The sequence below is a fragment of the Microcystis aeruginosa FD4 genome (assembly GCF_009792235.1).
GTDB classification, from domain to species: domain Bacteria; phylum Cyanobacteriota; class Cyanobacteriia; order Cyanobacteriales; family Microcystaceae; genus Microcystis; species Microcystis viridis.
This window is the reverse complement of the sequence record NZ_CP046973.1, coordinates 165,426-189,066: the sequence shown is the minus strand read 5'-3', so window position 1 is coordinate 189,066 and position 23,641 is coordinate 165,426. Positions and strand designations below refer to the sequence as shown.

Below are 23,641 nucleotides of genomic sequence, written 5' to 3'. Positions count from 1 at the left end.
TAGATTTTGGGCGCACGCGATGCGCCCCTACCATTGCCGCAATAATATTATTGTAGGGGCTAATTGCCTTCGCCATCTTTTAATAACTTCTGCGAGAAATCGAGCGGAGGGACTCAAAACCCTTGCACTTTCCGGAGGCGAACGCAAAGCGCTCGCTACGCAAGAACATAAAGGGTTCTGCTTCCTGGCGCACGAGGTCATTCTGTTATTCTGACTTCCCCGACCGAATCCTGACTCCTAACGACCGACTCCTAACCCCACCAACAAACTTTTTCAGCAAGCTCTAATTAGTCACAGCAACAAGTAAGACTTATTGAGAATAGATTCGACCGTAAGCCCTGGGTGGATGGTTTGACACCCCAAAACCGTGGGTGATCTGAAAACATCACACGACTCCTCAGAGAAATTGTTTTCTGGGTTGAAAAAAAAGAGACAGAGAATTTTTGCCAATATTTGGCAACTCATAAACATTGCCTGATTAATGATGATTATTCCCAAAAAGAACAGGTTTTTTCTCTAGGTTCAGGTGCGATTGAATCGGGGATTAAACAAATTGGAAAGCGGAAAATGAGAACATTTCTTCTCTTCTACCTTTACGTTGTGCCTATCTTAATGGTGTCTTGTCCAGATGATATTTTTACAAATACGAGATGCACCCTCCTGCGGTTCTTATGTGTTGAAATCTAAACGGAATTCTCTGTTGGTTGATTCAAAGTTTAGAATGTCCATGATTGCTTTAGTCTCTTTTCTTGGTCTACTGAGCTTTTTGCGCCATTGGTGTGAAGCAGATTTCGTCAGTTTTAGGCTATCTTTTCTCTTTACGTTACGGGTGGGCTAGTGACCGTATACAATTTAACACAGAGCCGCCGTAGAACGGCGGGGTTTCAGACCCAAGATTTCCGATGAATTTATCTACCCTGATCTTAGTCGCCCTCGGTGCGGGAATTGTTTTCGGTGCGCTGCTTAATGGCTTTTTTCCTGCGCTAATTCTGCCTTTAGATGACTATATTCTCACGCCGGTGGGACAGGTTTTTCTGCGCTTAATTCAATTTGTGGTGGTTCCGATCGTTTTTTCTTCCCTTATTTTAGGATTAACCCGGGTACAGAATGCGGCGCGGATCGGTAGATATTTACTCAGATTGATGACTGGTTATCTGTTAACCAGTACATTTGCACTATTAATTGGCATGGCCACGGCGTTGCTATTAAAACCGGGGATAGGTTTAGAGGGATTTGCCACTAATGCCGCCATGACCACTAATGCACCGGTATCCTTGAGAGATTGGCTGATTAGCTTAATCCCGGTTAATCCCCTAGAAGCTCTTACCGGGGGCAATCTTTTACAGGTAATCGTGACGGGAGTTTTATTTAGTATCGGCATCGGACTGGCCAAAGAAGGGGCAAAACCTTTTATTCTCTTGATAGACAGTCTTTATCTAATCAGCGAGAGAATCCTATCGGTGATTCTTTATCTAGCACCTGTGGGGGTATTTGCCCTGATTGCTTCGGTTATCGCCACCCAGGGATTAGAATTAGTGGCGAGACTTTTTTTCTATGTTTTTGGTCTGTTTTTGGCTAGTGCCTTGATGATTGAGGTGTATGTTTTGCTCCTTTTTGCCCTCAAAGGAGAACCTCGACGCTTTTTTGCTTCTTTATCGGAATCTTTATCCTTAGCTTTCGGTACTGCTAGTTCTAACGCCGCTTTACCCGTGGTTTTGCGGGAAATTCAAGAATACGGTTTACCCGAAGATATTGCCAGTTTCGCTATTCCCTTGGGAACGGTACTAAAACGCGATGGTTCGGCAATTTTACAGGGATTTAATGCTCTTTTTATCGCTCAGGTCTATGGAGTTCCTTTAAGTCCCTCTTTGTTATTAGCGATCGCATTGAGTGGTTTATTGGTTTCTTTTAGTACCCCGGGGGTTCCGGGCAGCGCATTAATTACCATGACTACTGTATTATCGGCGGCGGGTTTACCCTTAGAAGGAGTTGCTTTAGTTGCAGGGGTCGATCGCTTGACCGATGGCTTTAAAACCGTATTAAATGTGATCGGTAATACGGTTAATGCCATTCTGCTCAATTACTGGGAATGAGGAGAAAGGGAAAAATCCCTAGAATCAAAAAACTAGCCTCACCTGGCCACGAAAGGCCCCTCGTAGAAGCTGGACAGGGGGCAAACTTTGATCGGGAATAACTGAATAGGCCGCAAGCTTGTTAGAGTATTGGGAGTAATTTTGAGCGAGCGATGATACTACAGCCTTTCCTTTCTTCCGCTTGGAGTCCTCATCTTCCCCTGTTAGCCTCGGCAGCTACAGCCGAAACTGCCGATAGTGCCTTAGTTTTAGCCGGAGTGCTGCTGAGTTTGACCGTTATTTATTTCGCCTGTAAACTGGGGGGGGAAATATGCGTCCGATTCAACTTGCCTCCCGTGTTAGGAGAATTAGTCGGTGGCGTGATTATCGGTGTTTCTGCCCTAAAATTACTGGTTTTTCCCGAAGGTGGTGCGGGATTCGAGGATTCTCTTCTCATTCATTTCCTAGAATCCACTTCACCCCTCACCCCAGAGCAATCTCCCGCCGTTTTTAGTGCTGCCAGTGGGGTGATTTCCGTCCTCTCGGAATTGGGGGTAATTATCCTCCTCTTCGAGATTGGTTTAGAATCAGACTTGCAGGAATTAATTCGCGTCGGTCCACAGGCAGCCGTCGTCGCAGTGGTGGGGGTAACAGTTCCCTTTTTGGTGGGTACTTTGGGTTTAATCTATATTTTCCATCTGGCCACCATTCCCGCTATTTTTGCCGGGGCAGCTTTAACCGCTACCAGTATCGGCATTACCGCCAAGGTTTTAGCAGAAATAGGGCAGTTATCGGCGAAAGAAGGTCAAATTATCATCGGGGCAGCGGTTCTCGATGATATTCTCGGTATTATAGTTCTCGCTATCGTTGCTTCTTTGGTGAAGACCGGAGAAGTGCAGATTAGCAAAGTAATTTATCTAGTTATTAGTTCTAGCGCTTTTGTGATCGGGGCGATCCTGATCGGTCGTTTTTTAAGCCCCTTTTACGTTCAATTAGTTAATAGCATGAAAACTAGGGGACAATTGCTCTTAGTTTCCCTGATTTTTGCTTTTATTCTTGCCTATATTGCCCAAGTTATCCAATTAGAAGCGATTCTCGGTTCCTTTGCCGCGGGCCTAGTCCTAGGGGAAACGGAAAAGCGCTCGGAATTGGCAGCACAAGTGTTCCCGATCGCCGATTTATTTGTACCGATATTTTTCGTCTGTGTGGGGGCAAAAACCGATTTAAGTGTCCTTAATCCCGCTATTCCCACTAATCGAGAAGGATTAGTCTTGGCCGCTTTCCTAATTGTCGTCGCTATTTTGGGTAAAGTGGTGACGGGGTTAGCCGTTTTCAGTCAGGAAAAACTCAATCGCTTGGCGATCGGAGTTGGCATGATTCCTCGGGGTGAAGTGGGTTTAGTCTTTGCTGGAGTCGGGGCTGCTAGTGGCGCTTTATCCCCCGCTACCGATGCGGCCATTATTATGATGGTGATCTTGACTACCTTTATCGCTCCGCCCCTGTTAAGGTTAGTATTTAAAGAACCTACCGCCAGTCCTCAATCAGTGAGCAGTGAGCAGTGAGCAGTTACCAGTGGCAGTGTTAAGTGGCACTAACAGCACTGTCTTTTCATTGATAACAAAGGCCGAATCTAAATCCTAATTTGTTAAGCTAAAAGCTTTGATGTACTTAGTTTCTAACCTTATTTTTAGGTAGGAGAATTGCCAGATTCTTTTTTGTAGCCTCTTGCCTCTTACCTTCAGAAGCTGATAACTGATGACTGATAACTGATGACTGATTACTGATAAGAAACATAGCAGACCAAGCCAACGTCCCATAAGCTTGTTTTTATTGATAGTCATTCTCAGAGCATTAACGGAGCTATGGATGGCCAAAAATCGACAAAATCGTCCATTTTTACCGAAAAAAGGTAATTGATAACTGAGCAACGGGAGCATCGATCGTGAGATTTCATTGGTTATTCCTAAGCGCATTAACTTGGTTGCTGGTGGCGGCCCCTGCTTGGGCGGGCAAGCTCGTCTTTTGGCGATTCGACACCAATGAGAATCGTCTGGTGTTCACCACCGACAATCGAGTGCAACCGCGAGCGCAAATGATCACTAACCCCACCAGGATCGTGATCGATCTGCCCGGGATCAAATTAGGGCAACCCAATATCAACCGGCCCATTGGCAATATCGTCAGAAGTGTCCGTATCGGTCAATTTGATGCGGAAACTACCCGTTTAGTGATTGAATTGGCCCCCGGCTACACCGTCGATCCTCAACAGGTAAAAATTCGCGGAATTTCGCCCACCCAATGGACAGTGGAACTGCCAGAACCCCAACCGATTAGTGAGCAAACAGAACCCCCCGTCACCCCCGCTCCCACACCTACCCCCAACCAAGGTTCCACCCGTCCCACTCCCCCACCTCCAGTTAGCCAGACGGACAACAACGATGATTTTCAGGTAACTCGCAATGGTCTTTTTGTCCGTTTAGAGCAAAATGGTGATGAGCGATCGATCCGCAGTCAACGCAGCCGCGACGGCAAAAAAATCGAATTTGAATTACCCGGGGCCACTTTACCCGGTAGTCTCACCGGTCAAACTATCCCCGTCAATCGCTATGGGGTCGGCGATATTCAATTCAGTCAGACGGCCAATCAACGGGCCAAGATTTCCCTAAGCGTTAATAAAGATAGTCCCGATTGGCAAGCTCTCTATAGTCGTTTTGGTGGCTTGGTTTTACTGCCTAGGGGTGGTCTGGGTTCTGTGGATAATATCTCCTCTCCCCCCCCCACTAGGGCCACGAATCCCAATCCTCGCCCCAACAATCCCCCCCCGAAAACTCCCAGTAATTCCGCTTCTAACAATAATCGTTTGGCTACGATCTCCTCGATCGATCTGACGGGCAATAACGATCGCCTCTTAATTCGCGCGGATTTACCCCTGAAAGCTAACGGCACTGTTAACCGGGATGGTGTCTATGAACTACGCATCGAAAATGCTAAGTTAGCCGAGTCTTTTCGTGGTCCGCGCTTCGGTCGCAATAGTCCTATCTATCAATTGCGGGTACGTCAGGAAAGCGCCAATAGGGTGCTGATTTTGGTACAGACCGCGGCAGGATTTCAACTAGGTCAACTCAATCAATCGGACAGTCAAACCCTAGCCCTAGAATTGCTTTCCTCCCCCAATTCTAGCCCCGTTTCTAGCCCCGTTTCTCAGGTTCCTGACTCCACTACTATCCCTGTTCCCTTACCCCCGAATACGGGGCAATTTAACCCACCTCCGCGCCCCTCTAACCCCACTCCTAATCCCCCCCGACAAGGCAATAGCCGCTTTCTAGTGGTCATAGATCCAGGCCACGGTGGTAAGGATCCGGGAGCGATCGGAATTGGTGGCCTTCAGGAAAAAAACGTAATTCTGCCCATTTCCCTAGAAGTTACCCGCATCCTGCAACAACAGGGCATCGATGTGCGTCTAACTAGAGATAGCGACTTTTTTGTCACCCTGCAAGGTCGCACGGATCTGGCTAACCAGATCGATGCCGACCTGTTTGTCAGTATCCACGCTAACTCCATGGGGAAAGCACGACCGGATGTCAACGGATTGGAAGTTTATTACTTCGGCGATCGCCGTTTGTCGGATACCATCCATCGCAATATTGTCCGCAGTGTCGATATGCGCGATCGGGGGGTGCGTCGGGCGCGTTTCTATGTGCTGAGAACCTCGAAAATGCCCTCCACCCTCGTGGAAGTGGGTTTCGTTACCGGCGCTGAGGATGCTGCTAAATTAGCCAATGCCAACTTTCAAAGACAAATGGCATCGGCGATCGCAAGGGGGATTATTGAATATATTCAACGAAATCTCCGTTAATGATTAAATGATTGGAGCATTCGTTTACCAATCAAAAAATCCGTGTTTTAATATCATCAAATAAAGCTACTTTAGATCAGCGTTTTCCTCGATATCTATGAGAGAATCACAATTTAGTCCGATTGGTGTGTTTGATAGTGGTGTGGGTGGACTGACCGTTTTAAGGGAGTTGTATCGACAACTGCCCCAAGAATCGATTCTCTATTTCGCTGATACCGCTAGACTTCCCTACGGAACCCGTTCTAAAGGGGAAATTATCGAATTTGTCCTGGAAATTCTCACTTGGATGAGCGAGCGCCGGGTGAAAATGGTGATTATGGCCTGTAATACCAGTTCCGCCTTGGCTTTAGAAGAAGTACAGGCCGAATTTAAAGATTTACCAATTTTAGGGGTAATTTTACCCGGTGCCAAAACTGCCGTTCAAAAAGGAAAGCGCATTGGGGTGATTTCTACCCCCGCTACGGCTAAAAGTAATGCCTATAAACTGGCGATTCAAGAAATCGATCCTACTGCCCAAGTTTGGCAAATTCCCTGTCCTGAATTTGTCCCCTTGATCGAAGCTAACCGCATTTTTGACCCCTACACCACACAAGTGGCTAGGGAATATCTTCAGCCTTTACTAGCAGAAAATATTGATACTCTGGTCTATGGTTGTACCCATTATCGCCATCTTTCCCCGGTTTTACGTCGTCTTTTACCTAGTTCCGTGCGCTTGGTAGATCCCGCCGCTGCCGTTGTGCGAGCGGCGGAAAAAGAGCTAGAATTATTAGGTCTAAAAAATCCCGAAACACCCCTACCTACTAACTTCGCAGTTAGCGGTGATCCTAACACTTTTGCCCGTTTATCTCGTCAATGGCTAGGGTTTTCTCCTACGGTAGAAAAGGTTTATTTGCCCGTCCCCGTTTTATAGCCGCCAGCCTTTTTCAGTGAGCAGTAATCAGTGAGCAGTAATCAGTGAAAAGACAGTAGGAAACGGGAGCATCCCATTCATGCCATGAGTATAAATACTTAGGTAATTTTAGATACTGCGGGACATTTTCCGCTTTCCACTGCGCTCCTGATATTTTCATCGAAAATTTTGGGTCTGAAACCCCGTCGTTCTACGACGGCTTTACCGTTAAATACTAGCGCATTTACACCATATATGCTAAAATGCTCCCCATGGAAAAAGCCTATTGGTTTCGATTTTACCCCACACCAGAACAAGAGTCGCTATTGCGGCGCACTTTGGGCTGTGTAAGATTGGTTTACAACAAAGCTCTCCATCTCAGAACACAAGCATGGTACGAAAAGCAAGAAAGAGTAGGCTACGCTCAAACTTCTTCAATGTTGACCGAGTGGAAAAAGCAAGAAGAATTAGAGTTTTTAAACGAAGTAAGCTCTGTACCTTTACAACAAGGGTTAAGACACCTACAAACAGCTTTCACTAATTTCTTTGCTGGTCGTACTAAGTATCCTAACTTTAGGAAAAAACATCAGGGAGGAAGTGCCGAATTTACTAAGTCAGCTTTTAAATTTAAAGACAAACAAATTTATTTAGCTAAATGCACAGAACCTTTACCTATTCGATGGTCAAGACAAATCCCAGAAAGCTGTGAACCAAGTACAGTAACAGTCAGATTGCATCCCTCTGGGCGTTGGCATATTTCAATAAGATTTGATGACCCAACGATTAAGCCTTTACCAGTAACAGATAAAGCCATCGGAATTGACTTAGGAATTAGTAGCCTTGTGATTACCAGCGATGGTGACAAAGTATCTAATCCTAAGCATTTTAAAAAGCATTATCAGAGACTGCGAAAAGCACAAAAAAGCCTTTCTAGAAAACAGAAAGGGTCAAAGAATCGGGAAAAAGCGAGAATCAAAGTAGCCAGAATTCACGCCCAAATTACCGATAGCAGAAAAGACCATTTACACAAGCTAACCACTCAATTAGTCCGTGAAAACCAAACGATTGTGGTTGAGAATTTAGCCGTCAAGAATCTGGTCAAAAACCCGAAATTATCTCAGGCAATATCTGATGTTAGTTGGGGAGAAATAACTCGACAATTAGCCTACAAATGCCGTTGGTATGGAAGAAATTACATCGAAGTAGATAGATGGTTTCCTAGTTCTAAGCGGTGTAGTAATTGCGGGTATATTGCTGAGAAAATGCCGTTAAATATTCGAGAATGGGATTGTCCAGACTGTGGGACTCACCATGACCGAGATATTAACGCTAGTAAAAATATTTTGGCCGCAGGACTTGCGGTGTCAGTCTGTAGAGCGACCATAAGACCAGAACAGAGTAAATCTGTTAAGGCAGGTGCGGAACCCCGCAAGGGAAAGAAGCAGAAACCTAAATCGTGAGGTTTGGGAATCACCGTCCGTTTACGGCGGTGAGGATGTCAACTACTGATAATGAGGATGTTTACATTATCTCCTATTTGTCTTCTCCCGCTCGCTTAAGTATTTATACTTACTACAAAAGTGGGATGCTCCCCCCAGTAATCCCAAAAGCTTCGTCTGATAAAACCCTATTTAAAGAATTATTTCCAGTTCGATAAGTAGTGTTAATATTGTTAATCGGAAAGCTAATTATTACATCATCCCCCGCGAGAGGAAGTTGATTACCTGTCCAGTTACTACTAACATCCCAAAAGCCATTAATTGGAGCATTCCAGGTTCTCGTTACCTGCTGTTCAACCGTTATAATTTCACCATTGATAATAATTACCCCCGCATCATCCTCCGCTTTCATATAGGCCAAAGCCTCCTCAGACAGAGGTTTCCCCATCACCTGCGATGTTTATATTGTTAAGTTGTGTTAATAGCTTAATTTCTGGCTCTTCTAGAGTAGTTAGGGTCTGCTGAAAAAGTTTTCCCTGGGGGCAGGGTGTGGGGTGTGGGGTGTGGGGTGTAGGGTTTTACCGATTTTCAGGTGGTCAACTACCTAATTTTCAGGGAAAAAGTACCTGAATTTTACCCCCGATCACCCCTAGCTAAGGCACTTTTTGATGGGAAAAAAGTCTAAAAGTATTATCCAACAAGGTTTTTAGATTTATTCAGCAGACCCTAGTTATGATATATTAGCAGAAAATAATCCACGCAAGCCTTGCCAAGTAAGGCTCACCAGAATTCAAAAAAGCAATTTTAATAAAAAAAGCTTTTGGCTTTGTTGGATTCCAGGCTGTTTAAGGGTTTAGGCTCATTTAAACTACTAATTTGCTATAACCAGTCTAGGAGAGCCTAATTTCTATGGTTTTCATAGTCTAAAAACAATGGTTATCCTCATTATGTGAATAAGTGCCTAAGCAAAATTAATTACAGATTTAAGCCGCTACTCCGTCAGCTTTTTCAGTGACCAGTAAACAGTGAACTGAAAACTCAAATCTGATAACTGATAACTGATAACTGTCTTACTCGGCCTTTAGCAAACCCTGAGAGCGAATACAGGCCTGTTCCCAGCGACAATCGGGATTAACTTCCACTGGTTTGAGTCGCGCCCAGATTTCGCCTTGATCATCGGCATAAAAACTATCGATAATAGCGGCGATACGAGTACCGAAAGGTTCGGTAATGAGGACAGAATCAGTCAGATTAAATACTTCGCCATTGGCTCCCGTCGCTTTTTCGATGACGGGAATTTCTGCTTTGGGAATTGGTTTTCGGAATAGAGGAGCCGAATCGGAACGAGGACGGAGAGGAGATTTTATCTCGCTACTGACTGATTTTAATGTTTCTGCCGCTGGTTTTTCCTCAATTATTTCTGGAGGGGTTTCCGGAGGTTTGGGGGGTACTGCGGCTCTAGAACCCTTTTTAATAATTTGTAGAGGTTGTAGGGGAGGAGTGGCTTTAATTGGCTCTTCGGGGGGTTCAGGGGTGCTAGGGGTTTTCTTTGGGGGACGTGGCATGATACGACAAGGAAAATAAAAACTATAGGATTATTGAAGCACATCGAGCCGCTAACCCGCTCGACCGATGCTTCTTGTATCAATAGATATCTAGGGTCGGCTGAAAAAGTTTTTCGTGGGGTGTGGGGTGTGGGGTGTGGGGTGTGGGTTTTTAAAGTTGGATTGGGAGTTAATCATGCTATTAAAAACGGATTTGGTATTAGTCGATTCTCCTCTGTCCCCAACTTAATGAAAAAACTTCTCAATAAGTATTGACAAAAATTCCTAATAAGCTTATAGTTATTTATAGTGTTCTCCTCTCAAGGATCGGCAGTGGAACCGCTCGGCAGTCTCTAACAATGCGGTTCCCATTTTTTTTGGAACGATAGAAGGCTTTTAACGTCTCTAAACTTCTAGGTTTCCTCATCCTTTGGCTTTTATGAACGATAATTCCGACCTGTACCTCGATCATCTCACCCATGCGGATACTGTCATCACTGCTGAAATTGTCGAGCATGAGAGTCAATCAACAGATGAGACAGATTGGGCAGCTCTATCCTCTCATTTACGTCAACAAAATCAAGAATTACAAGCGGAGATCTGGCGACGGGAGCAAGCTTTTGCGGAATTGCGATCGCAGTTAGCCGAGCAACATCGTCGCTGGCAAAGTTGCGATACCCTAATCCAGCAGCAAAACGAGGAACTGCAATACGAAAAGCAACAATTACAGCGAGCTTTAGGGCAAATCGAACAGTATCGTCAAGCAGAACAACGGCAACCGATGATTATTGCCAATTTGACCGCAGAATTGACCCGCACGCGCCAACAATTAGCCCGTTTAGAGCGAGAATGTGCCTTAATTCAGGAAAGTTATCAGGAAAAAAGCCAAACACTGTGCAACTATGACCAGCAATTGCAGGAATTACGCACCCGTCTCCAACGTCAGCAACGCTATACCCTCCAGTATAAAGCGGCCTTGGCCCAGTATTTCCAGCGCGGTAGCGATCGCAATTCTCCCCCAGATTTAGCCATTGTCGCTAAGGCAGCTGCGATCGAGCCTTGGTCTCAGACAGAGAACCAAGAAAGGGATGAAGTGGCTCCCATCGATGAGTTTTTAGCTGAATTAGAGACAATTGAGCCAGTAGAATCCTTAAATAAGAAAGAGAGGGATTGGCCCGCACCTATCATCTCTCCTTCCCCGAAATATTCCTCTTTTCGGGTTGATTTGCCCACTTTTATTAAATATCGCCAAGAAAAAAATAATTCCTGAACAACAGAAAGAGAGCCGGCGACTGTCCATGTTTCGTCTCGGCTCTCTATTCTGGTTCGCTCCTCACACTAATTAAAATCTATCATAAGCTGATGGTTTTGTCCACTAAATTCACAAAAGTTAATATTTTTATAGTTCCGTCATCGGCAGCAGTTGCCATTTTTGGCGAAGGAGACGGTTAAGTAGTTTTTGACTGACGCTAATCAGGATTAATCTCGATCGCTGAATTGGGGCTGATTCTCCGATAATGCGACAGTTACGCTCAAAATTGAGCATTGCCTCGCAAAAATTTGCGGTTAGGGGATAGAGTTTCTGGCCTTCCCAACAATCACAAACGGTTAAAATTTGCAGTATTAAGGCTATTTCGGCGGGATGATGCCATGATAATAGTTCTGGCTCGGTTAAACTAATTTTTTCCCGATTGAGCAGTTGTAACAAACTAGAATAGCGAGCGTGGGTGTATTGAAATAAAAAGAAAAATTCTCCTTCGGGATGGAGAGGAAGCTGATCGGAGAAAAATTTATCGATTAAATCATTTAGTTTCAGTAACCAAAAGGACAAAAATTGCTGATCTAATAATAATTCTAGCCATCCTTCCTTAAGCTGAATTTGTGGAAAAAAGGTGATTAAATGGTTAAATATGGTTTGACATTGAGCGGGCGTAAAATAATAAAACAGAGGTGAACGATAGAGGATACTATCAGTTTTTAGGCAACGATAGAAAGTTAATTTATGGTTGTTTTCTGGAAAAATATTAATTAATTGTTGTTTTAAACAATGCTCGATCGAGGGGTGATTGTAGATAAAATTCATACTCAGAAGGGTAAACGTAGTCGTATCAAATGGCTCTCTCTGTTTTGGATTTAGTGAATCACACCTATGAAACGATTCTTGAGCTATTAGTAACTCGGACTTCTTTATTTAAGAATATTCGTACCATATTAAAATTTATTTTGTTTAATTTTGTTTAAGAACTGGTGGAAGTTTTTCTCATTTATTATCAACAAATATATCCCATTTTTAAAAGTAAATTCTAGTTGAAAATTTCACAGATATTAAAGAAAAAAAAAGAAAGCTATTCATCAAAAAAAACTAAAATTTTTGTTAGAATTTCATCTGGATTTATGAGTTGAAATCGATTTTTCATGAACAGAGTTCTTAAAACCTGTCTATCTCCAGCGTTGGAGGATAATTATCTGTTAAAAAATAATGCTTCGACACAAGTTCTCTATTTATAGCATTTCCTGTTCGCACGAGGTACATTATCGATGTTGAAAAGCTTAATCAGCAAAAGTTTAACTGTACTACACAGGTGTGAAAACCGCTATAAATAAGAGAATTTTATCTGATTTTTTTCAAAATGAGGATTGCTGTCATAGAATACCTCATTAGGTTATACTTCACCTTGACGAGAAGGGCTTGAAGTTTTAGAAAAAACAAAAACCGCCCCTGATACTTGTACATATTTGTCAAGCTTTTTCTATAATTATTAATATTCATCTCGTTTTTGCCCTCCTCGGTTTTCTCGACCGAATCGCTAAAATAATTAGGGGTGTTTTGTTTTCGATGTCAGTCCATGAGTGAACCTGTAACCCTTGAGGATATTTACCAGCTATTCCGCGCTTCGGCCGAGGAGTTTGATCGCCGTTTAAGGGAAAGCGATCTTCGTCGGGCCGAAATGGAACGTATCTTTGCCGAAGCGAAATTAGAAAGCGATCGCCGGGCCGCCGAAGCCGAGCGCTCGATGGCAGAACTGAAACGCACCGTAGAACGAACCAGCAAAGCGGTAGATAGTCTGACCACTCGCTGGGGTCGATTTGTGGAAGAATTGGTAGAACCGGCGGTTTTACGGCTTTTTCAGGAAAAAGGCCTTGATATTAAGGAAGTTTATCCCCGTGCCAGAGTCAAACGTCAGGGGATTGCCATGGAAATTGATATCCTAGGGGTGGATGATACCGATCTCGTGGTGGTGGAATGTAAATCTCGATTATCTCAAGATGATGTGGATGAATTTATCGAAAAATTGACTCGTTTTAAAATTGCTTTTCCCCATTACAAAAACTATCAAGCTTACGGTGCAGTCGCCGGTATTGAAATTAACAAAGGTGTAGATCGCTATGCTTATAAAAAAGGCTTATTTGTGATTAAACCATCTGGGGATACGGTGGCAATTATTAATGATGCTGACTTTCAACCGAACACTTGGTAAAGAGATATAATTAGGCATTATAGGTAAGTGTTAAATCCCCCCGTCTATCGGCACCCCCTGTCAGTCCATGAGTGAACCTGTAACCCTTGAGGATATTTACCAGCTATTCCGCGCTTCCGCCGAGGAGTTTGATCGCCGTTTAAGGGAAAGCGATCTTCGTCGAGCGGAAATGGAACGTATCTTTGCCGAAGCGAAATTAGAAAGCGATCGCCAGACCGCCGAACTTGAGCGCCGGGCTGCCGAAGCGAAATTAGAAAGCGATCGCCAGACCGCCGAACTTGAGCGCCGGGCTGCCGAAGCGAAATTAGAAAGCGATCGCCGGGCCGCCGAAGCCGAGCGCTCGATGGCAGAACTGAAACGCACCGTAGAACGAACCAGCAAAGCGGTAGATAGTCTGACCACTCGCTGGGGTCGATTTGTGGAAGAATTGGTAGAACCGGCGGTTTTACGGCTTTTTCAGGAAAAAGGCCTTGATATTAAGGAAGTTTATCCCCGTGCCAGAGTCAAACGTCAGGGGATTGCCATGGAAATTGATATCCTAGGGGTGGATGATACCGATCTCGTGGTGGTGGAATGTAAATCTCGATTATCTCAAGATGATGTGGATGAATTTATCGAAAAATTGACTCGTTTTAAAATTGCTTTTCCCCATTACAAAAACTATCAAGCTTACGGTGCAGTCGCCGGTATTGAAATTAACAAAGGTGTAGATCGCTATGCCTATAGAAAAGGTTTATTCGTGATTAAACCCTCTGGGGATACGGTGGCAATTATTAATGATGCTGACTTTCAACCAAATACTTGGTAAAGAGATATAATTAGCCATGAGACCAAAAAGATGGCGTTGTGATTGATTAAGTCTGGGCAAACGCAATAAAATAAACAGGAGAATTTTTATGACTCGTTTAGTGGAATTTACCTCGGACGAGGGTACTATTTACATCGAGGTGGATGAAAAGTTACCCTTACCCAAACCGAAACCAGAAGATGAACTTATTAGTCGAACAGATCAAATAGCTGTTAAAGCCGCTCAATCTTTTGAAGACGCATTAAATGGCATAAAACCCGTGGCAAATGCCCTAATTAATAAGGTTAAAAGTTTGAATGAACCTGCTGATCAGGTAGAGGTCAAGTTTGGGATAAAAATGACTGTTGGACTAGGGGCTATTATTGCATCTGGCAGCGTCGATGTTAATTATGAAATTACCTTAAAATGGGATAACAAGGAAAAAAATAAGCAATCATCTACTCAATGAGGACTTAGATAGAAATAATGGTTGCATCTCTAGAATTTTCTGTGGTCAGAATTTATAAGCAACGAAAAAATCAAGATGATAAAATAGAAATTGTTGGGGCAGGATTTCTAATATCATCAGAATACTTGATTACCTGCGCTCATGTTGTTAATGAATCTTTAGGATTAATAGTTACATCTGCTGAGAAACCCACTGACATTATTGAATGTGATTTTCCGATAATTGCATCGGGTACATCTTTAAAAACAACCGTAGAGGTTTGGTATCCGGTTAAAATTAACAGCAATGATCCCCAAGATATTGTTATCTTAAAATTAAAAGATTCAGTTCCTTCACAAGCTCAACCAGTTTCTTTAATTACCTATGAAATAGGAGATTTATCTGATCATAATTATAAAGCTTATGGTTTTTCCAGAAACGACGGTGTCTGGTCTGATGGTAAGATACAAGGTGATATTGCTAACAACAAAATTCAGATAGAAGATAATAAAAGCACGGGATATGCTGTAGAAGGTGGGTTTAGTGGGACAGCTATCTGGGATGAGCAATTGGGGGGAGTAGTGGGGATGGCAGTAATGGCTGATAAGGAAAAATTGGTTGCAAAATCTGCATTTTTTATTCCTACTAATGTTCTTTTAAAAGCTTGGGATAGGTTGCTAGATATAGCACAAGTAGAGGGAAGAATACCTGAAATTATCTCCTGGATTAGATGTGTATTTGAAAACAATAATTATCAAGATCAACTTAATACAGCTTATGAAAATTTAGTAATTGAAGTGGGGGATCATTTAGTGGATTTACCTAGAGTAATTACTTCCTCTTGGTCTGATTTTATAGAAATAATCTATCAATTAGATGAAAGACATTTTACCTATGCTTCTCGATCAAAATTTTCTTGGTTAGAAATATTTATTGGCTATTTAATCATTCAGTTAACCTCAACAGATGCTCTGGCAAAGTTATTAAAAGAATGGCTAAAAAAATATCAAACAAAATGGGAAGTTTTAATCAATACTTTAGAAAATAATCTTAAGCATCGCTTACCAAATATCGCTCAAAAATCAACAGACAAAAATCCCTGCTTATTTGTTAGCCTTACAGAAGAAAACAAATCTTTAATGCTGAGAGCTTGGATTGTTAAAGATATCAACAATTATCATCCCACAGAAAAAGAACCTCAAAAACGTGGAGAATATCAATCTTTAACCCCCAATGAAGGAATAAGTCTGGGTAATCATCTCCAAGAAAATGAATTGATTAATCACCTGAAAAAATTTAAACGAGAATCAGAAAATATCTGTCAATCTTCCCTAGAAAAAGTTCAATTTTTTCTACCCTATAGATTTATTGAAAAAGAGATTAAACCGATTGATTTATTTTTAATTGATGAAGTGGCAACAGCTACAGGCTGCGATCCTCATCATTGGGGAGTCGATCATGAGATAATCATGAGATTTTCAGAACGAATAACAGCCGAAAATATCAACAATCAACAAAGCTATTTATGGATGAAAAAATGCCAACTTTTTCGGAATATACAGCAACAAAATTTGAGCCAAATCTTAAAGTGTGAAGAAGAAATACAACAACTGATCGAATCAAACAATCAGCAAACAGTTATCTTAAAAAAAACTCTGGCAAATAATGACCATCCGAATAAAATACTCAAATATCATAAATTTAACAATGTTATCGGTTCAAGGTTAACTAATCTCAGTCAAGAAAACCCCTTAGAGTTAAAAAATATTCTAGCCATTTTATACGAAACTGGAATCCCTTTATCTCTGTGGATACGACCCGATGCTAACCCAGAACTTAACTGTCAGGAAAAATTAGACCCTATCTGTCAATGTCCACTAGAGAAATTACCAGAAATAATTAAAAATAGACGTTCTGCTGCTTGGTTAGAAGATAATCATATTGGGAATCATCTATCATTACTTTGGGATGACTATCAGCTTGTTCCCCCCAACTATCCACTTTTGATGCCATAAATTGAACTATGAAAGACTGGAAAATTTTTACAGGAAATCAGGATCCCACAGACGCTTGGACATTACCAGAACCCCCCAGCTGGCGACCTTTTGGCAAAGAAAAGCAACTGGGAGAAAGTCGTCGTAAGCATCGGGGAGAAACCTTTCTAGTGCGCGAAGAAGAAATTAAAATGGTCAATGCAGCCTTGTATTTACGGCGACCTTTATTAGTAACTGGCAAACCGGGGACAGGAAAGTCATCTCTTGCCTATAAAGTCGCCCAAGAATTAAAATTAGGAGAAGTATTATACTGGCCGATTACCACCCATACTACCCTAAAAGATGGACTATATAACTATGATGCGATCGGTCGATTACAGGAAGTTAAATTACTGGAACGAGAGCAAAAAGAATTAACCCCAGAAGAACGAAAAGACCAATTAAAACAGATTGAAAAATATATTACCCTTGGACCTTTGGGAACCGCATTATTAGAGTCAGAAAAGCCAAGAATACTGTTAATTGATGAAATTGATAAGAGTGATATCGATTTACCCAATGATTTACTCACCTTATTTGAAGAAGGACGCTTTGAAATTCCCGAATTAGTTAGGCTAAAAGAAGAAGTTCCAAGGGTTGATGTCCGAACTGCTTATACCGATACAACCGACATTACCAAGAAAGATATAAAAACACCTATAGAAAATGGTTTAGTTATCTGTAAGGCTTTTCCTTTTGTGATTTTAACTAGCAATGGAGAACGAGACTTTCCTGCACCTTTTTTGCGTCGTTGTCTCCGTTTAACCATGAAAGAGCCAGAGAAACCCGACTTAATTAAAATAATCGAGGCACATTTAGAAGAAACAATTACTAACAATCCAGACATCGATAAACTGATTGATAACTTCATTCAAAAGCGCAATTCACAAACCCTAGCTACGGATCAATTACTTAATGCTATTTTTATGGTCAAAAAAGGAGCTATATCAACTCAAGATGACCTCATTAGTCAACTTTTGAAAGATTTGGGGACGATAGAAGATGAGTGAATCCCCATCTAATTCATCAATTAAAAAACTATTAGATTATCTAGAGCAAACAGGACTAATCGAACGGTTACAACTCAGTGATGAAGATGTAGCTGATAGCATCTGGTTGGCCCTACAAATGGGAGTTGAAGACTTGCAACCACCCCCAAGAAATCCAGAAAATAAACAGCCAATAGATTCATCAACTTCTAATGAAATAGAGAAAAATTTAGAGGACATTCCAGAAGATAAACTATCAAAATCTCAGCCAAATATCGATGTTATTACCGAAGAATCTCTCCCCAAAGAAATAGAGAAAACTACCCCAATCCAAGGCTTTCCTTTTCAAGTTCCTGCTGCCGCGGCACTACAGACAGCACTCCCGATTAGTCGCGCTTTGCGTCCTTTCATGGGAAAAGTTCCCTCAGCCATTAAAACGATTCTAGATGAAGAAGCAACCGCTTCTTTTATTGCAGAAAGGGATATTTGGCTACCTGTGACTAAACCCCAACCGGAACGCTGGTTAACCCTCGAATTAGTAGTAGAAGAATCTAGATCCTCTTTTATTTGGCGAGAATTAATTAATGAGTTACAAAATCTCTTAGAAAATCAAGGAGCATTTAAAACCGTCAGAGTTTGGCAACTATCAACCTCAAATAATCAAGAATTACAGTTAGTAAGACGCAGAAAAAAAGGTAAACCAGGACAACGTTATCACTCCCATAAAGAACTTATTCATCCTAGGGGACAGGGATTAGTTTTATTAGTAAGTGATTGTGTTTCTCCTCTCTGGCAAAAAGCCTTAATTCATTCTTGGCTAAAAGATTGGTCGGAAAAACAACCCACCGCTATTCTGCAACTTTTCCCCGAAAGATTATGGAATAGTACCCAACTAGGACGGGGACGTAAACTCTTTACCACTGCTTTAACTGCTGGGGTTCCCAATCCGAAATTAATCTTAAAAAATTATCCCCAATGGCTACCGATTAACTGGCAAAATACCCTTCTCATTCCCGTAATCACGTTAGAAACAGAAGTCCTCAAACAATGGGCAAAAGTTGTCGCTGGTTCAGGTAATGCTCAGATTTCCGCTTTTTTATTTGATTTAGAATTTATTAAACAACAAATTATTGAAATTTCTCCTATATCCAGAGAGGAAAATAAGCAAGACAGCGAAGATAAAAACAGCATTAAAAATAAAGCCGAGGCAATGGTCGAGCGATTTTTTGCCACCGCTTCAGAACCAGCCAAAAAATTAGCAAAAATGATGGCAGCTGCCCCGGTAAGTATGCAGGTGGTCAATCTTATTCGTAAAACTCTTTTAAACGAAGTGCGTCCCGTTCATGTGGCAGAATTCTACATGGGAGGTCTATTAAAACCGATTGTAGAAAATGAAGAAGGACAGTATCGAGTCTATGACTTTTTGCCCGGGGTACGTCAAGTCTTAAATGATGCTATCGGTAGGCGACAAACTATCAAGGTACTCGATGCTATTTCCCAATATATTGCCGGGGAAATTAAAAGTCCTATCCGCAGTTTTGCCGCTTTATTAACCCTATTACCCACCTATCCCCCAGAACAAAGAGAAAAAATTCTTCCCTTTGCTCAAGTCAGCATCGAAGTCTTAGGCAATCTGGGGGGAGAATACGCAGAATTCGCCGAAAAAATCGCCGTTAATATCTCCAATCCCCTTCCAATCCCTCAACCCTCCCAACCTCCCTTAAAAACCTCTATCTTTGACGTTGCCACCATCGAAATCCTAGAAACCCGTACCTTTGAATTTACCCTAGCAACCATAGAACGTCAGTCTCAAAGAAGTCGTTTTGAACCAAAAAAATGGGTAATTAAAAAGGAAAAAAGGCAAGCAGAAGGCATTGTCCAAAAACTAGCCGAGGGAGTCGAATTGGAATTGATGGAAATCCCTGGCGGCACATTCACGATGGGAACGGAAGACGAGGAAATCGAAAGACTGGTGAAAAAATTTGGTTGGGAAGGATATAGAAGGGAAAGACCACAACACCGAGTAACCGTTTCCTCTTTCTACATGGGGCGTTATCCCATCACCCAAGCACAGTGGAGAGCTATCGCAGCAACCGCTAAAATAGACATCGACCTAGAGACAAACCCTTCTTACTTTAAAGGGAATGAGCTACCCGTAGAAAAAGTTAACTGGTATGAAGCAACAGAATTCTGTAAACGACTATCAAGGGAAACAAAACGGGAGTATCGGCTGCCGAGTGAGGCAGAATGGGAATATGCCTGTAGAGCGGGGACAACAACCGCCTTTCACTTTGGGGAAACGATAACGGCAGATTTAGCTAACTATCGAGCTCCTGAAACCTATGCCGATGAACCAAAAGGAGAATATCGACGTAAAACAACCCCAGTGGGCTATTTTCAGGTAGCTAACGCCTTCGGGTTATACGATATGCACGGAAACGTTTGGGAGTGGTGTGCCGATACCTGGCACGAGAATTATCAAGGTGAGCCGCCGAGAGACGGAAGCGTTTGGGACGAAGACAATAATGATAATCGTTATCAAAACTCATTAATTAGCACAAAAGAACTCTTGACAGATAAACGATACTGTGTATTGCGGGGCGGTTCTTGGTACGACGATCCAAATAGCTGCCGTTCCGCTTACCGCAACCACTACAACCGCCGCGACAACGGCAACTACCTCGGTTTTCGGGTGGTGTGCGGTGCTGGGAGGACTCTGTAACCCTTTTCCCCTTTTTTTCCTTTTTTTCCCTCATTCCCTATTTTTTCTCTTTTCCTTTCTTTCCCGCCTAAGGGCGGGTCGATTTTGTAGGGGCGAACTGCGTTCGCCCACCGGCAATAATTGTCCCACCGGCAATAATCGTCCCGCCCGTTTTTTGGGGATTTGGAGCGATTTTTGGGTTGTTTGGGCGCACGCAATGCGCCCCTACGGGTTTTTGGGTTATTTGGGCGCACGCAATGCGCCCCTACGGGTTTTTGGGTTATTTGGGCGCACGCAATGCGCCCCTACGGGTTTGGGGGCGGTTTTTGGGGATTTGGGTTTTTTGGGGGCGGTTTTTGGGTTATTTGGGCGCACGCAATGCGCCCCTACATTATGATGATGATTAAGACATTTTTTGAGACATCTACAGCTGATGATCACAAGTTGGGAAGATTCATTTTACCAACAACAAAAACTAACTCGAACTTTCCACGAGCCGACCGGTAACATATTTGTATAGGATGCTAGAGATAAGTGTTTGATGGGGAATACCTTCCTCTATTGCCTTAGCTTGAAGTGCTTCCAAATCTAGGGAAGACAGACGTAAAGTAATTTCTTGATCTTTAGTCAGCGTCTCCTTAGCATGGGACTTCAACTCAGCCATTCTAGCCGGCGTTGCCACAGAAACCCACTCATCATTGTTATAGGATTCGAGGATATCTTTTTCTTCAGGAGTTAACTTAGTCATGATTATTTTTATCTCCGAGATATTTTTAAGTTGCTTTTCTAGAAGGGATGATAGTCTTAAGAAAGAGTTCCGAGGAAACTTTATTCCTTATCCTGCTTGAAGTTGCCTATTTTTTTCTTGACTCCACCGAATTGTTTTAATGCTCCTTGGTAGGCAGGTGTTAAAAATTTTCAGATGTCCTCCTTATTAAGGTGGGGTTGATTCATGAATCAACCCTAGGGGGAAGGGGGGATCGAACCCAAAATCCATGTTCAATTTAATTATAACCAGCTACTTAACCGCTTCAGAAAAAATGACTAAATTAATCATTCACCGACAGCAGCGAGAAGCACAATATTACAGCGAGAATTTAGGGGAAGGTATTAATCTCGACATGATGCTTATCCCTAGCGGTTCCTTCCAGATGGGAACCCCAGATCAAGAAATAGAAAGACTCTGTAAAGAATACGATCTAGACTATTTCCAAAGAGAAAGTCATCAACACACTGTTAATATTTCAGCTTTTTTCATGGGACGCTATCCCATCACCCAAGCACAGTGGCAAGCGATCGCCGCAACTGCTAAAATAGACATCGATCTAGAACTAGGGCCTTCCCACTTCAAAGAGCCATATCAAGAGCAGGATAGATGGACAAGACCCGTAGAACAAGTAAACTGGGAGCAAGCAAGGGAATTCTGTAAACGATTATCAAGGGAAACAACACGGGAATATCGGCTACCGAGTGAGGCAGAATGGGAATATGCCTGTAGAGCGGGGACAACAACCGCCTTTCATTTTGGGGAGACAATTACCACAGATTTGGCTAATTACAGAGGAACTGATTGGGAAAAAGACCAAAAAGTTTATCCAGGGAATTATGGAAGGGGACTAAAAGGCATCGATCGAAAACAGACGACACCAGTAGGCTATTTTAAGGTAGCTAATGCCTTTGGTCTGTACGATATGCACGGAAACGTTTGGGAATGGTGCGAGGACGATTATCACCCTAATTATCAAGGCGCACCCACTAATGGGAGTGCTTGGATTAGCAAGAACAAACCTACTACAAAAGTAGTGCGGGGCGGTTCTTGGTGCCTCGATCCGTATTTCTGCCGTTCCGCTTGCCGCGACGACTACTTCCACCGCGGCCTCTACGACTACTACGGTTTTCGGGTGGTGTGCGGTGCTGGGAGGACTGTGTAACCCTTTTTCTCTTTTTTCTCTTTTTACCCTCACATCTGATAATTTTTAACGCCTACCTACTTAGGGTTTGCTGAAAAAGTACGGGCGAAGCATTCGGGCAATAACCTATCGGTGAAACCGTAGATTTTCTATCCGAATGCTTCGCCCCTACAGGACGCGGGCTGATGAAGAGGCAAGGTTTTGAAGCACGATTCTCTCAAAATCTGGCACCTGTTTCACGAGAAAAGCCACAAAACCCTTACCTTGCCTACATTTCACATTTATTCAGCCAGCCCTACTTAGGACTGGCTGAATAATGGTAAAACCTTTTTAAAATAAGGCTTTTGACCTGTTAAAATCCGATGTTCATGCTGCGAAAATAGGATTGGAACCTTCAAAAACCTTGCATTATCCTTTTTGTAGTACATAAATTAATACAAAAAAAAGACGGCAACAAAGCCTGAAACGACCGACTACTGACTCCTAACCCCACCAACAAACTTTTTGCCGCAAACCCTAATTATTGATCAGTAATTCCCAGATTTCTCCCCTATTATTGCCCTGGGAATTAATGTTTCGTCGGGCTTTTACCCTTTGAATATTATAATTTTTATATAAGTCATCAAAAAAATTATTGTCAGAGTCAAAGTTTTTAAGGTCGGAATTACTTAAGATAAATTTATAACCGGCCTGATCCAATCGATCGATAAATTCTTTTAATCTTATTTGCTCCTCATCGTTAAAATTTTCTTTAGTATAAGAGGTAAAAGCTGATGTTTTTTTAATCGGTTTATAGGGAGGATCAAAATAAAATAAAGTCTTGTTATTGGCATAATTTAGAGTTTGGACAAAATCTCCTTGTAGGATCGTCACTTTCTGTAAATGATGATTGACAGCTAATAAGTTTTCTTCATTGCAGATCAACGGTTTGACATATTTTCCAAAGGGGACATTAAAAAGTCCTTTGCTATTGACTCTATAAAGTCCATTAAAACAAGTTTTATTGAGAAATAATAACAAAACTGTTTTTTCTAGACAGTCATCGCAGCTGCGAGAATTAAATTCTATTCTTTTATCTAAAAAAAACTTTTGTTGTTCCTCTAGATTTTTAAGTTCATAAAAATCCTGCTGAATTTGTTTAAGCTTGACTATTAATTCTTTGACATTATTTTTAATAACATTATAAGCCCTGATTAAATCAGGATTGATGTCATTAATAATGACTTTTTGGACAGAAGAAAAATTATTTAAGACTGAGAATAAAACCGCACCACCTCCGACAAAAGGTTCAATGTAGTTAAACTGACAATCTTGAGAAATTTGGGAATTAATCAAAGATAGAATATTGGGAACCAGTTGAGTTTTACCTCCCGCCCACTTTAAAAAAGGTTTGGCGCTAACTGTTTTCCTTTCAGACAAAGAAGTGGTCATTATTCCTACTAGATTATCCTAATTTATTCGATTTACAGCCCAATTCAAGAAAACCTGAAAGGC

The 23,641-nt window shown here is 42.1% G+C and carries 18 protein-coding genes and 1 pseudogene; 14 read left to right on the top strand and 5 right to left on the bottom strand.

The annotated features are described in order from the left end of the window. Positions 1-406: 406 nt before the first annotated feature. From GQR42_RS28155 to GQR42_RS00880, 6 genes and pseudogenes are all read left to right on the top strand, one after another. Positions 407-632, top strand: a pseudogene (locus GQR42_RS28155) (ISKra4 family transposase); the annotation flags it as partial. A 270-nt stretch (positions 633-902) separates the two neighbouring features. Continuing rightward, a complete protein-coding gene (locus GQR42_RS00900) occupies positions 903-2,093 on the top strand; it encodes a dicarboxylate/amino acid:cation symporter (protein ID WP_158198550.1) in 1,191 nt (396 codons plus the stop codon). A gap of 152 nt (positions 2,094-2,245) precedes the next feature. Beyond that, on the top strand, positions 2,246-3,634 hold the full coding sequence (locus tag GQR42_RS00895) for a cation:proton antiporter (protein ID WP_158198549.1): 1,389 nt from the start codon (positions 2,246-2,248) through the stop codon (positions 3,632-3,634). A gap of 380 nt (positions 3,635-4,014) precedes the next feature. Continuing rightward, positions 4,015-5,928, top strand: a complete 1,914-nt coding sequence (locus GQR42_RS00890) for an N-acetylmuramoyl-L-alanine amidase (protein WP_158198548.1) — start codon at positions 4,015-4,017, stop codon at positions 5,926-5,928. A gap of 97 nt (positions 5,929-6,025) precedes the next feature. Next, complete coding sequence (murI, locus tag GQR42_RS00885; RefSeq protein WP_158198547.1) at positions 6,026-6,838, top strand: glutamate racemase; 813 nt, start codon at positions 6,026-6,028, stop codon at positions 6,836-6,838. A 251-nt stretch (positions 6,839-7,089) separates the two neighbouring features. Next, positions 7,090-8,277: an RNA-guided endonuclease InsQ/TnpB family protein gene (locus GQR42_RS00880; RefSeq protein ID WP_158198546.1), complete on the top strand. Its 1,188-nt coding sequence runs from the start codon at positions 7,090-7,092 to the stop codon at positions 8,275-8,277. A 112-nt stretch (positions 8,278-8,389) separates the two neighbouring features. Here GQR42_RS00880 and GQR42_RS00875 read toward each other — a convergent pair whose 3' ends face one another. Both GQR42_RS00875 and GQR42_RS00870 read right to left on the bottom strand, forming a co-directional pair. Further along, complete coding sequence (locus GQR42_RS00875; RefSeq protein WP_158198545.1) at positions 8,390-8,704, bottom strand: hypothetical protein; 315 nt, start codon at positions 8,702-8,704, stop codon at positions 8,390-8,392. Positions 8,705-9,326: 622 nt separating this feature from the next. Continuing rightward, the gene (locus tag GQR42_RS00870) at positions 9,327-9,821 is read right to left on the bottom strand and encodes a hypothetical protein (RefSeq protein WP_158198544.1); all 495 of its coding nucleotides are present in this window, start codon (positions 9,819-9,821) and stop codon (positions 9,327-9,329) included. Between the two features lie 418 nt (positions 9,822-10,239). On the opposite strand from GQR42_RS00870, the gene GQR42_RS00865 reads away from it, so the two are divergent. Beyond that, entirely contained in the window at positions 10,240-11,070 is an 831-nt protein-coding gene (locus GQR42_RS00865; RefSeq protein ID WP_158198543.1) for a hypothetical protein, read from the top strand. A 129-nt stretch (positions 11,071-11,199) separates the two neighbouring features. Here GQR42_RS00865 and GQR42_RS00860 read toward each other — a convergent pair whose 3' ends face one another. Next, positions 11,200-11,883 (bottom strand): DALR anticodon-binding domain-containing protein, encoded by a 684-nt coding sequence (locus tag GQR42_RS00860; protein WP_158198542.1) that lies wholly within the window; start codon positions 11,881-11,883, stop codon positions 11,200-11,202. Between the two features lie 763 nt (positions 11,884-12,646). Here GQR42_RS00860 and GQR42_RS00855 point away from each other — a divergent pair. The 6 genes from GQR42_RS00855 (at position 12,647) to GQR42_RS00830 (ending at position 20,258) form a co-directional block, all read left to right on the top strand. Continuing rightward, complete coding sequence (locus GQR42_RS00855; protein WP_158198541.1) at positions 12,647-13,279, top strand: DUF3782 domain-containing protein; 633 nt, start codon at positions 12,647-12,649, stop codon at positions 13,277-13,279. Positions 13,280-13,346: 67 nt separating this feature from the next. Then, positions 13,347-14,087, top strand: coding sequence for a DUF3782 domain-containing protein (locus tag GQR42_RS00850; protein WP_158198540.1), 741 nt, complete (start codon positions 13,347-13,349; stop codon positions 14,085-14,087). Between the two features lie 88 nt (positions 14,088-14,175). Then, complete coding sequence (locus GQR42_RS00845) at positions 14,176-14,535, top strand: CU044_2847 family protein (protein ID WP_158198539.1); 360 nt, start codon at positions 14,176-14,178, stop codon at positions 14,533-14,535. A gap of 17 nt (positions 14,536-14,552) precedes the next feature. Continuing rightward, positions 14,553-16,529: a VMAP-C domain-containing protein gene (locus tag GQR42_RS00840; RefSeq protein ID WP_158198538.1), complete on the top strand. Its 1,977-nt coding sequence runs from the start codon at positions 14,553-14,555 to the stop codon at positions 16,527-16,529. Between the two features lie 8 nt (positions 16,530-16,537). Next, on the top strand, positions 16,538-17,557 hold the full coding sequence (locus tag GQR42_RS00835; protein ID WP_158198537.1) for an AAA family ATPase: 1,020 nt from the start codon (positions 16,538-16,540) through the stop codon (positions 17,555-17,557). Beyond that, positions 17,550-20,258, top strand: a complete 2,709-nt coding sequence (locus GQR42_RS00830; protein WP_158198536.1) for a formylglycine-generating enzyme family protein — start codon at positions 17,550-17,552, stop codon at positions 20,256-20,258. The genes GQR42_RS00835 and GQR42_RS00830 overlap by 8 nt, the downstream gene beginning before the upstream one ends. Before the next feature lie 454 nt (positions 20,259-20,712). Here GQR42_RS00830 and GQR42_RS00825 read toward each other — a convergent pair whose 3' ends face one another. Next, positions 20,713-20,985 (bottom strand): antitoxin, encoded by a 273-nt coding sequence (locus GQR42_RS00825; RefSeq protein WP_158198535.1) that lies wholly within the window; start codon positions 20,983-20,985, stop codon positions 20,713-20,715. Positions 20,986-21,277: 292 nt separating this feature from the next. Here GQR42_RS00825 and GQR42_RS00820 point away from each other — a divergent pair, with 292 nt between their 5' ends. After that, positions 21,278-22,168, top strand: coding sequence for a formylglycine-generating enzyme family protein (locus tag GQR42_RS00820; protein WP_158202331.1), 891 nt, complete (start codon positions 21,278-21,280; stop codon positions 22,166-22,168). A gap of 495 nt (positions 22,169-22,663) precedes the next feature. Here GQR42_RS00820 and GQR42_RS00815 read toward each other — a convergent pair whose 3' ends face one another. Continuing rightward, positions 22,664-23,578: a DNA adenine methylase gene (locus GQR42_RS00815; protein ID WP_158198534.1), complete on the bottom strand. Its 915-nt coding sequence runs from the start codon at positions 23,576-23,578 to the stop codon at positions 22,664-22,666. Positions 23,579-23,641 lie beyond the last annotated feature (63 nt).

Bases quoted from the DNA above. Each gene is read 5' to 3' on its own strand.
- GQR42_RS00900 (WP_158198550.1), top strand. From the start codon at position 903: ATGAATTTATCTACCCTGATCTTAGTCGCCCTCGGTGCGGGAATTGTT.
- GQR42_RS00895 (WP_158198549.1), top strand. From the start codon at position 2,246: ATGATACTACAGCCTTTCCTTTCTTCCGCTTGGAGTCCTCATCTTCCC.
- murI (WP_158198547.1), top strand. From the start codon at position 6,026: ATGAGAGAATCACAATTTAGTCCGATTGGTGTGTTTGATAGTGGTGTG.
- GQR42_RS00880 (WP_158198546.1), top strand. From the start codon at position 7,090: ATGGAAAAAGCCTATTGGTTTCGATTTTACCCCACACCAGAACAAGAG.
- GQR42_RS00875 (WP_158198545.1), bottom strand. From the start codon at position 8,704: ATGGGGAAACCTCTGTCTGAGGAGGCTTTGGCCTATATGAAAGCGGAG.
- GQR42_RS00870 (WP_158198544.1), bottom strand. From the start codon at position 9,821: ATGCCACGTCCCCCAAAGAAAACCCCTAGCACCCCTGAACCCCCCGAA.
- GQR42_RS00865 (WP_158198543.1), top strand. From the start codon at position 10,240: ATGAACGATAATTCCGACCTGTACCTCGATCATCTCACCCATGCGGAT.
- GQR42_RS00860 (WP_158198542.1), bottom strand. From the start codon at position 11,883: ATGAATTTTATCTACAATCACCCCTCGATCGAGCATTGTTTAAAACAA.
- GQR42_RS00855 (WP_158198541.1), top strand. From the start codon at position 12,647: ATGAGTGAACCTGTAACCCTTGAGGATATTTACCAGCTATTCCGCGCT.
- GQR42_RS00850 (WP_158198540.1), top strand. From the start codon at position 13,347: ATGAGTGAACCTGTAACCCTTGAGGATATTTACCAGCTATTCCGCGCT.
- GQR42_RS00845 (WP_158198539.1), top strand. From the start codon at position 14,176: ATGACTCGTTTAGTGGAATTTACCTCGGACGAGGGTACTATTTACATC.
- GQR42_RS00840 (WP_158198538.1), top strand. From the start codon at position 14,553: ATGGTTGCATCTCTAGAATTTTCTGTGGTCAGAATTTATAAGCAACGA.
- GQR42_RS00835 (WP_158198537.1), top strand. From the start codon at position 16,538: ATGAAAGACTGGAAAATTTTTACAGGAAATCAGGATCCCACAGACGCT.
- GQR42_RS00830 (WP_158198536.1), top strand. From the start codon at position 17,550: ATGAGTGAATCCCCATCTAATTCATCAATTAAAAAACTATTAGATTAT.
- GQR42_RS00825 (WP_158198535.1), bottom strand. From the start codon at position 20,985: ATGACTAAGTTAACTCCTGAAGAAAAAGATATCCTCGAATCCTATAAC.
- GQR42_RS00820 (WP_158202331.1), top strand. From the start codon at position 21,278: ATGACTAAATTAATCATTCACCGACAGCAGCGAGAAGCACAATATTAC.
- GQR42_RS00815 (WP_158198534.1), bottom strand. From the start codon at position 23,578: ATGACCACTTCTTTGTCTGAAAGGAAAACAGTTAGCGCCAAACCTTTT.